The 12,205-nt window shown below is 69.8% G+C and carries 11 protein-coding genes and 1 pseudogene; 4 read left to right on the top strand and 8 right to left on the bottom strand.

Features of this window, described 5'->3' with window-relative positions; all coding sequences use genetic code 11:
• Positions 1-363: 363 nt before the first annotated feature.
• From AB0H88_RS05010 to AB0H88_RS05020, 3 genes and pseudogenes are all read left to right on the top strand, one after another.
• Positions 364-477, top strand: a pseudogene (locus tag AB0H88_RS05010) (IS5/IS1182 family transposase); the annotation flags it as partial.
• Between the two features lie 286 nt (positions 478-763).
• Positions 764-2,416 carry a protein kinase gene (locus AB0H88_RS05015; protein WP_357641375.1) on the top strand — a complete coding sequence of 551 codons (1,653 nt, stop codon included), beginning with the start codon at positions 764-766 and terminating at the stop codon, positions 2,414-2,416.
• 9 nt (positions 2,417-2,425) lie between these two features.
• Positions 2,426-2,926 (top strand): NUDIX domain-containing protein, encoded by a 501-nt coding sequence (locus AB0H88_RS05020; RefSeq protein WP_357641377.1) that lies wholly within the window; start codon positions 2,426-2,428, stop codon positions 2,924-2,926.
• On the opposite strand, the gene AB0H88_RS05025 is transcribed toward AB0H88_RS05020, so the two are convergent.
• The 3 genes from AB0H88_RS05025 to AB0H88_RS05035 are packed head-to-tail and all read right to left on the bottom strand — an operon-like array spanning position 2,912 to position 6,029.
• Entirely contained in the window at positions 2,912-3,733 is an 822-nt protein-coding gene (locus AB0H88_RS05025) for a carbohydrate ABC transporter permease (protein WP_357641378.1), read from the bottom strand. The genes AB0H88_RS05020 and AB0H88_RS05025 overlap by 15 nt on opposite strands.
• Positions 3,733-4,662: a sugar ABC transporter permease gene (locus tag AB0H88_RS05030; RefSeq protein WP_357641380.1), complete on the bottom strand. Its 930-nt coding sequence runs from the start codon at positions 4,660-4,662 to the stop codon at positions 3,733-3,735. The genes AB0H88_RS05025 and AB0H88_RS05030 overlap by 1 nt, the downstream gene beginning before the upstream one ends.
• On the bottom strand, positions 4,659-6,029 hold the full coding sequence (locus AB0H88_RS05035) for an extracellular solute-binding protein (protein ID WP_357641382.1): 1,371 nt from the start codon (positions 6,027-6,029) through the stop codon (positions 4,659-4,661). Before AB0H88_RS05035 ends, AB0H88_RS05030 begins: the two co-directional genes overlap by 4 nt.
• Before the next feature lie 108 nt (positions 6,030-6,137).
• Here AB0H88_RS05035 and AB0H88_RS05040 point away from each other — a divergent pair, with 108 nt between their 5' ends.
• On the top strand, positions 6,138-7,343 hold the full coding sequence (locus AB0H88_RS05040) for an ROK family transcriptional regulator (RefSeq protein WP_357641384.1): 1,206 nt from the start codon (positions 6,138-6,140) through the stop codon (positions 7,341-7,343).
• Here the strand turns inward: AB0H88_RS05040 and AB0H88_RS05045 are convergent.
• The 5 genes from AB0H88_RS05045 to AB0H88_RS05065 form a co-directional block, all read right to left on the bottom strand.
• Positions 7,321-8,085, bottom strand: a complete 765-nt coding sequence (locus tag AB0H88_RS05045) for a hypothetical protein (protein WP_357641385.1) — start codon at positions 8,083-8,085, stop codon at positions 7,321-7,323. The genes AB0H88_RS05040 and AB0H88_RS05045 overlap by 23 nt on opposite strands.
• Positions 8,086-8,212: 127 nt before the next feature.
• On the bottom strand, positions 8,213-9,067 hold the full coding sequence (locus tag AB0H88_RS05050) for a 3-oxoacyl-ACP reductase family protein (RefSeq protein WP_357641387.1): 855 nt from the start codon (positions 9,065-9,067) through the stop codon (positions 8,213-8,215).
• A gap of 11 nt (positions 9,068-9,078) precedes the next feature.
• Positions 9,079-9,903, bottom strand: coding sequence for an SDR family NAD(P)-dependent oxidoreductase (locus AB0H88_RS05055; RefSeq protein ID WP_357641389.1), 825 nt, complete (start codon positions 9,901-9,903; stop codon positions 9,079-9,081).
• Between the two features lie 20 nt (positions 9,904-9,923).
• Positions 9,924-11,249: an MFS transporter gene (locus AB0H88_RS05060; protein ID WP_357641391.1), complete on the bottom strand. Its 1,326-nt coding sequence runs from the start codon at positions 11,247-11,249 to the stop codon at positions 9,924-9,926.
• 80 nt (positions 11,250-11,329) lie between these two features.
• The gene (locus AB0H88_RS05065; protein ID WP_357641393.1) at positions 11,330-12,205 is read right to left on the bottom strand and encodes a polysaccharide deacetylase; all 876 of its coding nucleotides are present in this window, start codon (positions 12,203-12,205) and stop codon (positions 11,330-11,332) included.

Here is a 12,205-nt window from a genome sequence, read left to right on the forward strand (position 1 = left end):
GCGACAGCACGTGGCAATCGTCGCCTGACACGGCACTGGTATCACCGGCTGGGACAGGTCTCCGCCGGCGGCAATCAGGCCTCTTTAGACCCTCTTGCGGCCGATGGCGAAACGACGCACAGGAGGGATAGCGAACACCAGCGCGACTAGTACAAGTGAGATGGCGATCCCCATCATCGGATCTCCGCCCGGGGTCGTGAAGAAGCCGATCAGGTACATGACGAAGACAACTGCGACTCCCCGAAGTACGCGCATGTGATCGACTCTAGCGGGCATGGCGATCATTTCCGATCGCCATCGTCTCCGACGACGGCTCGTGCTTTCGCGGCGAGACCTACCGATCTGCATTCACCGGCGATGAGCCTCGCTGACGAACGGCCGCACTACAGCGGCAAACACAAGCAGCACACGGTGAACGTGCTACTGCTGGCCGACCCCATGGGCTGGCTGGTGTGGGCCTCGGCCGCACTGCCGGGCGCGAAGAAGCTCCGAGCCGAGCGGGCGGAATATTTCCGGCTCGTGCAACAGGGCTACCGCAACAGGGGGCATCCCGGCGAGTCGGTCTCGGGGATACAGGCTGAGTTGGTGCCGAGGTCAGTGCGCTCCAACCAGCTGACGGGGCGAAGCGTCTCCCGTAAGTGCCCACGCGGCACCACAGACCCCTAATATCACTCCTGTCCGCATAGACCCCGATATCGGAGGAAGCAGTGGGCGGCCCCGGGACCGAGAACACGTCAGGACGTGCGCGAAGCGCGGCGGTCCGGTGACGCTGCTCGCGGACCGTTACCGGCTGCTGTCCCCCCTCGGCCAGGGCGGCATGGGCATCGTCTGGCGGGCGGTGGACGAACTGCTCCGGCAGGAAGTGGCCATCAAGGAGGTCCGGCTGCCACCGGATCTCGACGAGGCGTCACGGACCGCCATGGCCGAACGTACGCTGCGCGAGGCGCGGGCGGCGGCTCGGCTCCGTTCTCACCCGTCGATCGTCACCGTGCATGACGTCGTCCTCGACGGCGGCCGACCGTGGATCGTCATGGAGCTGGTCCATGGCCGCTCCCTCGACCGCGTCGTCCGCGACGACGGCCCGCTGCCCCCGCGCCAGGTGGCCTGGATCGGCCTGCAGATGCTCGACGCGCTCGGCGCCGCGCACGCGTCGGGCGTACTGCACCGCGACGTCAAACCCGGCAACGTCCTGCTCACCGATGACGGGCGGGTGCTGCTGACCGACTTCGGAATCGCGACCGTCGCCGGGGACGCCGCGCTCACCCAGACCGGCCTGCTCACCGGCTCGCCCGGCTACATCGCCCCTGAGCGCCTGCGTGGCGAGACCGACGGCCCGCTCGCCGACCTGTGGTCGCTCGGCGCCACGCTGTTCACGGCGGTGGAGGGCGGCCCGCCGTTCGCCCGCGCCAACCAGGCCGCCGTGATGGCGGCCGTCCTCATGCAGCAACCCGCCCCCGCACGGCTGGCCGGCCCGCTCACCCCCGTGCTGGCCGCGATCCTGGAGAAGGATCCGGTACGGCGCTGCGCCCCCGGCCAGGTGGCCGACTGGCTGAACGCCATCGCCCAGGGCACCGTGCGGGGCTGGTCGGAGGCGGGTCCGGCGCGGGCCTGGTCGGAGGCGGGTCCGGCGCGGGCCTGGTCGGAGGCGGGTCCGGCGCGGGCCTGGTCGGAGGCGGGTCCGGCGCGGGCCTGGTCGGAGGTGGGCCCGGCGCCCGTTGGACCCCCGTCCAGGACGGCCGGCACCGACCCGGCCCTGCACCGCGAGCGGACCCAGGCCGGCGCTGTGCCCAGGCGCAGCCGCATGCCCCTCATCCTCCTGGGCGCCGCGCTCGCGGTCGTGCTGGCCCTGGCCACAGGGGTGGTGGTCTTGGTGCGGGTCCTGCCGAACTTCACCACCACGATCACCGAGACGATCGGCGACACCTCCACTCCGGCCCCGACGTCCGGCTCGACGAGGGCCGCCCGGGCGCTGTTCGCGCGCGACTTCGAGGCGTGCGGCCTGCTGACCAACGCCCAGGCGCGCTCGTTGCTCGGCGGTACCGTGAAGCGTCAGTTCCAGACCGCTTCCGCCTGCATGTGGACCAGGCCTGACAACGGCGCGTTCGTGAGCGTGACGGCCAACCGCCTGGCGGACGCCTCGGCCGCGCACATCGCCCAGGAGTACACGGTCAAGACCATGAAGGAGGAACCGAAGCGCAACCCGGGGACCAAGGTCCGCAAGGGCCCGGACGTCGGCGACGAGGCGTACAGCTACACCCGGGGCGAATCCATCGGGGGGACGATCTACCGGACCCAGATCTCGTTCCGCCTGTCGAACGTCTGGGTGATCATCTACCATACGGGCCGGCAGCCGGGGTTCACCACCGCCGATCGGACGGCCAAGCTCGTCGTCACGGCCGTCAACCGGCATCGCTAGTCTCACCTCATGGCGATCAGGAACTCGCACTGCTCCTTCTGCGGCACGGCGTACACCCCGGACCAGTCCTGGCCGCGCACCTGCGCCGGCTGTGGCAACACCGCCTACCTCAATCCACTGCCGGTGGCGGTGCTGCTGCTGCCGGTGGACGACGGCCTGCTGGTGGTCCGGCGCGGCATCGAGCCGCACCGAGGCGAGCTCGCCCTGCCCGGCGGGTTCATCGACGTCGGCGAGAGCTGGCAGCAGGCCGCCGCCAGAGAGCTGTACGAGGAGACGGCCGTCGTCGTCGACGCGGACCGTGTCCGGCTGTTCGACGTGCACAGCGCTCCTGACGGCACCCTGCTGGTCTTCGGCCAGGCACCACGGACCATCTCGGCCGCCCTGCCGCCGGTCGTGCCGACGGCCGAGACGATGGAGTGGCTGCTCATAGACGAGCCGCGAGAGCTGGCCTTCCCGCTGCACACCCAAGTCGTCTCCGCGTACTGGGAGCGGCGCTCAGCCCTTCACTGATCCGGCGAAGCTGAAGGAACCGGCGAGGTACTTGTTCACGGCGACGTAGAGGACCACGGCCGGGGTCGTGTAGATGATCGAGAAGGCGGCCAGCTCACCGTAGGCGACCTGCCCGTACTGGGAGAAGAAGGTGTAGATGGTCACCGCCGCCGGTTGCTTCTCCGGCGTGTCGAGGAGGACGAAGGGGGCGAAGAAGTTCCCCCACTGGCCGACGAAGACGAAGATGGCCACGACGGCCACCCCGGGCGCCATCAGCGGCCCGACGATCTTGAGCAACGACTGCACCCAGCCGGCCCCGTCGACCCAGGCCGACTCCTCCAGGCTCACCGGCACGCCGTCCATGAAGTTCTTCATCATCCAGATGGAGAACGGCAGCGAGCTGGCGGCCAGGAACAGCACCATGGCCGGGATCGAGCCGTACAGGTTGAACCGGAAGAACATCGAGTAGACCGGCACCATGATCGCCGTGACCGGCAGGCCGGTCGTGAACAGCAGCGTCAGCATGAAATGCCGCTTGAAGCGCAGGGTGTAGCGGGACAGGGGGTAGGCCGCGAGCCCGGCGACGATCACGGTGAGGATCGCCGTGCTGCCGGAGATGAGGATCGAGTTGATGATCGGGTGGTAGATGGTCTCCCAGGTCAGCACCGCGCTGAAGTTCTTGAGCGAGAACTGGAAGGTCGGCTGCGCGGCGAGGTTGGCGTCGGGTTGCAGCGAGGCCAGGAGCACCCACAGGAACGGGCCGAGGAAGGCCAGCGCGATCACCGCGAGCGAGATGAGTGCCGCGCCACGGGCGGCCAGGCGCGTCATCAGGTGTCCACCTTGATCAATCGCAGGTACACGAGGGAGAACGCGGCGCCGATGACGAGCATCACCAGGGCCATCGCGCTGCCGTAGCCGATCTCGAAGTAGCGGAACGCCTGCTCGTACATGTAGAGCGGGGTGGTCTGGCTGTCCGTGCCGGGACCGCCGCCGGTGAGTGCGTAGATCAGGCCGAAACTGGCCAGGGTCTGCAGCGTGATCAGCATGAGGTTCGACAGGATCGAGCGGCGGATCAGCGGCAGGGTGATGTGCACCAGCCGCCGCCAGGTGCTCGCCCCGTCCACCGCCGCCGCCTCCAGCAGTTCCCCCGGCACGTCCGACAGCGCGGCGGAGTAGACCAGCATGGAGAACGCGGTGCCGCGCCACACGTTGGCCAGGATGATCGCGATCATCGGCGCGCTGTAGAGCCAGTCCTGGGAGAGGCCGAGGGCGGCGAGCACCTCGTTGAGCGTGCCCTCCTCGGCCAGGAAGGAGTACCAGCACGCCGCCGCGACCACCTCGGGCACCACCCAGGCCGCGATGACGATGCCGTTGACCACGCTCCTGACCGCTCGTCCCCGGCCCCGCTGGAGCAGCGCGATGATCAGGCCGAGGGTGTTCTGGCCGATGACGGCCGAGCCGATCACGAAGACGAAGGTCAGCAGGAGGGAGTTGCGGAAGTCCTCGTCGCTGAACATCTTGACGAAGTTGTCCACACCGACGAACTGCGAGTTCACCGACGCGGCGCCGGTCAGCGTCTCGTTGGTGAAGGCGATGTAGACGCTCCACAGGATGGGCCCGACCATGAAGATCACGAACATGATCAGGGCGGGCCCGAGCGGCAGCAGCCAGCGCAGGGTGCGCCGGGCCCGCCGGCGCGGCTCCCCCTTGTCAGGGGAGCCGGCCAGCCGTGGCGGCGTCACGGACGTGACGGTCATGAGCCGGGGATCACCTTGTCCGGGCCGCCGACGACGCCGGGCAGCGCGTCGGCGTACTCCTTGGCAGCCGCCTCCGGGGTCTTGGAGCCGGTCGTCATCGCCTCCATGACCTTCTGCACCTCGGCCGAGACCTTCGGATAGACCTCGTACGCCGGGCGGTAGTGCGTGACCGACGCCAGATCGGACCAGAACTTCACGCTCGGGTTGTCAGCGGTGTACTTCGGGTCGGCGGCCACGTCCTTGCGCGGGGCGAGGTCACCCGTGCCGATGGAGTACAGCAGCGTGTTGTCCTTGTTGGTCGCCGTGGCGATGAAGTCCCACGCGTCCTTCTTGTCCTTGGCGTAGGAGCTCATCGCCATGACCCAGCCGCCCGACATGCTGACGGCGCCGGGCGCCTGGCCGTTCTGGGTCGGCATGGGCGCCCAGCCCATCTTCTCGGCCCACTGCGGCCACGGCTTGGTGCTGGTGGCCTTCCAGCTGCCCGACATCCAGGCTCCGTCGAGGTCGATGCCGAGCTTGCCGTTGGGGAACCAGTCGAGCCCGATCTTCTCCCCCAGCTTGGGGTTGAACGCGTCGGCCTTCTTCGGGCCCAGGTCCTCGCGGTAGATCGTGTTGATGAAGCCGAGCGAGTCGGTGAAGGCCTTGCCGGAGGAGACCCACTTCTTCTGGGTGTCGTCGTAGAGCGTGCCGCCGGGGGTGCCGTAGAGCAGCATCTCGAAGCCCTGCATGGTGGCGGCCTCGCCGTGCGGCTTGGTGGAGTACATGCTGAAGGGGACGACGCCGGGCACCTTCTGCTTGATCGCGCGGGCCGCGGCCAGCACGTCCGCCCAGGTCTTGGGCTGCCACGGCAGCTGGATGCCGGCCTTGGTCAAGATGTCCTTGCTGTACCAGAGCCCTCGGGTGTCGGTGCTGATCGGCACACCGTAGATCTTGTCGTCGGGGCCCTTGGCGGCCTGCTTGACCGAGTCGGGGTACTGGGTGGCCCAGTCGGGCCAGGTCTTCAGGTAGTCGTCGAGCGGGGCGAGCTTGCCGGCGGCGACGTCGGCGTTGACCTGGAAGGTGTCGTGGAGGTACACGTCCGGAGCCGACTCGGCCGAGCGGTTCAGCAGGGCGAGCTTGGTGTAGTAGACCTCGTTGCCGCCCTGGACCGCGGTCAGCTTGATCGTCACGCCCTTGTGCGCGGCCTCGTACTGCGTCTTGGCCTGTTTGAGCATTTTCTCCAGGTGCGGCCAGGAGGGTTCCACCTTGTAGAGGACTTCGATCTCCTTGGCCCCGGCGCCGCTCTTCTGCGGCGTGTCCGCACCACATGCGCCGGCCGTGGCGGCTAACGCGGCTGTCAGGATCGAGGCCACCATCGCTCGTCTCATGGGACTCCTTCTCACCGGCCCACAGAACTGACTTGACGAGACGGTAAATCTTTTTGATTTATTAAGTCAACGACGGAAGCCCGAAAGCGCGGGGAGTCATTTATGCAAATGGGGACAAATCTCCCGAAAGTAGGCCATTTCAATCGCGCCGTCGTCCTGGAGGCGATCCAGGTCTCGGACGGCATCAGCCGCGTGCAGATCGCCGGGCGCGCCGGGCTCACCGCCCAGACCGTCTCCGTCATCGTGCGCCGGCTCCTGGAGGAAGGTCTCGTCATCGAGGACGGCTCGCTCCCGTCCCAGGGCGGCAAACCGCGCACGATCCTGCGGGTGGACCCGACCGCCGGCTACGCCGTCGGCATCCACTTCGATCCCGGCGAGATCTCGTACGTGCTGGCCGACCTGGCGGGACAACCGGTCGCCAAGCTGCACACCGCCGTACGCCCCGGCCTCGCGCCCGACGCGGTCATCCGCCAGATGGCCCGCACCGCCCGCAGGGTGCTACGCGAAGCGGACGTACCCGACCGCAAGGTGCTGGGCATCGGCCTGGCCTGTCCGGGCCCGCTCGACGCCGAGGGCATCATGAACGTCCCGCCACGCCTGACCGGATGGGACCACGTGCCCATCAAACGCCTGCTGGAGGAGCACGCCAGTTTCCCGGTGACCTCGGACAACGACGCCACGGCGGCGGCGATCGGCGAGCGCTGGGCCGGGGTGGCACGGGCCGCGCCGAGCTTCGCCTACCTGTATCTGGGGACCGGCATCGGCGGCGGTCTGTTCCTCGACAACCAGATCTACCGCGGCCGTTCCCTCAACGCCGGCGAGTTCGGCCACATCACGGTGGCGCCGGACGGCCCCGACTGCTACTGCGGCAACCGCGGCTGCGTCGAGGCGGTCTGCTGCCCGAGCGCGATCGAGGCGACCGTACGGGCCCGGCTGGCCGAAGGCGCCGAGAGCACACTGACCGCCGACGGACTCGACCACGCGACGATCTGCGCGGCGGCCGCGGCCGGCGATCCCCTCGCCGGTGCGGTCATCGGCCAGGTCGCGGCCCGCCTCGCCGACGCCGCCGTGAGCATCGTCAACATGCTCGACATCGACCTGCTGGTGCTGGGCGGGCCGGCCATGCACGAGGTCGCGGACGTCTACCGCCAGGTGGTCGCCGCGGCCGTGGCCACCCGGCCCCTGGCCCGCCGCCTCCACACGGTCCAGGTCGAGACCTCCCCCATCGCCGCCGACGCCGCCGCGATCGGCGCCGCGTCCCTGGTCTTCCACGCCACCTACGCCCCCCGGCTCAGCACGCTCCTGAACCGCTGATCCCCAGGCGTCCGTACAGGTCCGTGCGGGCGCGGACAACGTGACCGGCGCGGATCTCCACGTCCAGCAGCGCCGCATCGTCGTCGAGAGGGCAGCTCAGGGCGAAGGCCGTGTCGTCGAACCGGCCCGCCTGCCGCGCCCATTCGAGCCTGACGACCGCATCGGCGGCGAGCGCCGCGGATCCGGGCGGCGGCACGGACGGGCCGTCCAACGGCCGGCCCCACGGCGCGCTCACTCCCTCGACGCGCGCCAGGTAGAGCCGTCGCAGCCACATCGGCGTGGCCAGCTCGGCGAGTACGGCAAGCGCCGCCACCTCATCCGGCACCACCACGACGGCCACCTCCTCTGGCACCACCACGACGGCCACCTCCTCTGGCACCGCAACGTCGACCGCCTGGTCCGGCACGGCTACGTCGACCGCCTGGTCCGGCACGGCTACGTCGACCGCCTGGTCCGGCACGGCTACGTCGGCCGCCGCAGCACCAAGGGCGGGGCTCGGCGGCGCGAGGGGGTCAACGCGCAGGACGATCCCCGTCCGGCCGTCCGCCGCGGGAACCGGCAGCCGCCCCGAAGGACGCGCCGGGTCCAGCGGGCTGATCGCGCCGGACGACGCGGAGCGTACCGCGGCGACGAGTTCGCCGAGCGTGGCGCAGACAACGGCGCCCCCGGTGGGACGGACGACGAGCCAGCCGCCGCCGGAAGGCGAGACCCGCACCCCGGGCGACGGCCGCACCCAGGTCACCGCGCGAGCCACCGCCGCACGGGCGGCCGGCCCGGCAACCCAGGGCCGCGCCCAGTCCGCGTCTCCGCGCTCACCGCAAGCACCGCACATCAGCCATCCCCTCTTTCCACAAGGATCGCCACCAGGATCACGGCATGACGTCGCCGGAGTTGGGGCCGAGAGTCTGACCGACATAGAGGTTGCCGCCGGGGTCGCCGGCGAGCAGGACCGCGGTCGGCGCGATCTCCTCCGGGCGGCCGAACCGGCCCAGGGGCAGCTCCGCGCGCTTGGCGGCCTTCCATTCGTCGGTGATCCCGGCCACCAGCGGGGTCTCGACGGGGCCGGGCGCGATCGCGTTCACCAGCACGTTGTGCTCGGCCACCTCGAGCGCGAGCGACTTGGTGAGCCCGATGACCCCGGCCTTGGCCGCCGCGTAGTGGCTGAGCGACCGGCCGCCCTTGATGCCGAGCTGGGAGGCGATGTTGATCACCCGTCCCCAGCGCCGCTCGACCATGTGCGGCACGACGTACCGGCAGCACAGGAAGACCCCGGTGAGGTCGACCGCGATCGTCTCCGCCCACACCTTCGGGTCCATCTCGACCAGCGGCGCCTCGGTGAGGATGCCGGCGGAGTTGACCAGGACGTCGATCCGGCCGAACCGGTCCAGCACGCCGGCGACGGCCCCGGCGACGGAGCCGGGATCGCTCACGTCGACGGCGACGTGCCCGGCCGCTCCGATGTCGGTGGCCGCGGGCTCGGCGTCCAGGTCCGCCAGGACGACCTGGGCACCCTCGCGGAGGTACGCCTCGGCGATCGCGCGGCCGATGCCGCTCGCGCCCCCGGTGATCAGCGCCGTCCGGTGTTCCAGAGCAGGCCGGTGCTCCAGCGCGGGCCGGTGCTCCAGCGCGGGCCGGTGCTCCAGCGCGGGCCGGTGCTCCAGCGCGGGCCGATGTTCCGGGGCGGGTCGGCGTGCCGAGGCGGGCACGGGTTCGAGGGCGGGCATGCGGTTCCTCCTCAGGCGGGCATGCGGACGGTGAGCCCGCCGTCGACGACGATGTTCTGGCCGGTGATGTAGCCGGCGTCGGCCGAGGTGAGGAACCGGATGACGGAGGCGACCTCCGCCGGCCGGCCCACCCGGCCCCAGGGGATGTCCTGCCCGGCTCGGGCCAGGCCGTCGGGGCCGAGCGAGTTCACCGGGTCGGACGACTGCGGGGTTTCGATGAGGCCGGGTATGACCGAGTTGACCCGGATCTGCCGGGGGGCGAGTTCCACCGCGAGGCTCCGGCACAGGCCGAGCACCCCTGCCTTCGCGGCGGCGTAATGGGCGTGCTCGCCCCAGCCGTACACGCCGCCCGCGATGGAGGACACGGCGACCATCGCGCCGGGACCGTCGATCCGGGCGGCCGCCGAGCGCAGGGTGCGCAGGACGCCGGTCAGGTCGACCTGCAGCATGTCGTCCCAGGCCGCGTCGGTGAGCTCCGCGAGCGGGGCCCGGCGCAGCACTCCGGCGTTGGCCACCGCGATGTCGAGGCGGCCCCACTCGTCGACCGCGCGCTGGGCGAACGCCTCGACCTGCGCGGCGTCCCGTACGTCCACCTCGTGCACCACGCCGGCACCGCCGGCCCGCTCCACCTGCCGGAGGGTCTCGGCGGGGTCGTGCGGGTCGCCGGGGAAGGTGCCGATGACCGTACGGACGCCGCAGGCGGCGTACGAGACGGCCAGCGCGCGGCCGATCCCGCTGGCAGCGCCGGTGATGACGGCGACCCGCCCGTCAGTGCCGGGAGCAGTCTCAGCGCGAATGCCGGGAGCAGTCTCAGCGCGAATGTCGGGAGCGGTCACAGCGCGAGTCTCGGGCGCGGTCACAGCGCGGGCACCTTCCGCGCGCCGAACATCACGAATCCCGACAGGAACGTGCCCAGCGCGCCGACCATCAGCGCGCCCTGGTTCCAGTCCGAGCCCGCGACCAGCATCGCGGTGATGATCGCACCGGCCGCGATGGCGCCCGGCTGGCTGATCGCGTTGATGAACGAGGTCCCCGTGGCGCGGCAGCGGGTGTCGTAGCACTCGCCCATGAAGAACAGCATCGCCGAGTACGGCCCCACCAGGAAGAACATGCCCAGCGAGTAGAGCACGACCACCGCGAAGGTGCCGCTGGCGACCAGCAGCATGAGCGCGAAGATGACGCCGGAGGCCATCCAGCCGAACGCGATCACGTTGCGCCGGCCGAACCGGTCCCCGGCCCAGCCGTGGAAGACGTAGCCGACGTAGGCGACCGCGTTGATCACGATGAACATCAGCAGGGAGTTGGTGAAGCTGACGTTCTTGCCCTGGGTGAGGACCGTCGTGCCGAGCACGCTGAACACCTGGATGCCGAACCAGTTGACGAACCAGGCGAACCCGAGGACGAGCGTGTTGCGCAGCGCGGACCCGCGGAAGATCTCCAGGAACGGCGCCGACTTGCTCTCGGACACGCCGTATTCGCGGGCGAGGACGGCCGCCTCTTCCGTACGGCCCTCCTTGCGCATCCGGTCCATCTTCTGCTGCAGCTCGAACTGCGGCGTCTCGCGCAGGCCGCGCCGCAGGAGCGCGATCACGATGGCCGGGAACGTCGCCAGCAGGAAGCAGCCCCGCCAGCCGACCAGCGGCAGGAACAGCGCGATGAACGCGGCGGCCAGCAGCGTGCCGAGCGGCCAGCCGCCCTGGACGAGGCTGTAGATCAGGCCGCGGCGCTTCTTGATCTTCTCGTCCTCGGTGACGGCGTAGATCTCGTTGAGGTACGTCGCGTTGACCGACTGCTCGGCGAGTCCGAGCCCGCCGATGGAGCGCACGCCGACCAGGTAGGCGGCGTTCATCGTGGCGGCCGAGACCGCCGAGGCCAGCGCCGTGCCCGACACGGTGATGATCATGCCCTTACGGCGGCCCAGCCGGTCGACCAGCGGTCCCACCCCAAGGACGACGATCGCCGTCCCCACCGAGATCAGCGTGGAGATCAGTGACGCCTGCGCCGGGGTCCACTGGAACTGGCCGGAGATCTCCGGCAGCAACGTCCCGAACATAATGTAGTCGTAGACCGCGAAGATCCACGCGAACAACGCGATCACCGTGGCCTTGCGCGTCTGCCGCACCCCGACGCGCGGGAAAGGCCGGGTACCGGATTCCGGGATGCCCGATGAGGTGGTTGTCATGGAGATGCCCTTTCGGAGAAAGAGATGGGGGGGTTCGCGCATGCGTTCATCACCGGACCGGCATGGACGGACGCGGGGCGCTAACGGGGTGAGCGGGCCTTGAAGTCGTCGGCGATCTCGTCGAAGGTCACCCAGCGCACACCCTCGTGGCCGTTGATGTACTCGATGAGGCGCTCGTGCATGAGCAGGCTCTGCGGCCGGCCCGAGACGTCGGGGTGGATGGTCATGGTGAAGACCGCGTAGTCCGATTCGCGATAAACCCAGTCGAACTGGTCCCGCCACATCTCTTCGAGGTGGCGCGGGCTGACGAAGCCGTGGCTGTTCGGGCTGGCCTTGACGAACATCATCGGCGGGAGGTCGTCGAGGTACCAGTTGGCCGGGATCTCCACCAGGTCGGTCTCCTGGCCGCGCTCCAGCGGCTTCATCCACTCGGCTGCCGGGCGGGAGTAGTCGATCTTCGTCCAGGAGTCACCGACGCGGACGTAGTACGGGGTGAAGTCGTTGTGCATGAGCGAGTGGTCGTACTTGATGCCCCGCTCCAGCAGGAGCTCGTTGGTGACGGGCGAGAACTCCCACCATGGGGCGACATAGCCAGTCGGCCTGCTGCCGGAGTACCTCTCGACCAGGTCGATGCAGTGGTCGAGGATCGCGCTCTCCTGCTCCCTGCTCATGGCGATCGGGTTCTCGTGGGAGTAGCCGTGCACGCCGATCTCGTGACCGCCGGCCACGACCTGGCGGGTCTGGTCGGGGAAGGTCTCGATGGAGTGGCCGGGGATGAACCAGGTGGTCCGCAGGTCGTACTTCTCGAACAGGCGGAGCAGCCGCGGGACGCCGACCTCGCCGGCGAACAGTCCGCGCGAGATGTCGCACGGCGAGTCCTCCCCGCCGTACGAGCCAAGCCAGCCGGCGACGGCATCGACGTCCACGCCGTACGCGACGAGAATCTCCTTGGGCAT

Source organism: Nonomuraea sp. NPDC050680 (assembly GCF_040654555.1).
Taxonomy (GTDB): Bacteria; Actinomycetota; Actinomycetes; order Streptosporangiales; family Streptosporangiaceae; genus Nonomuraea.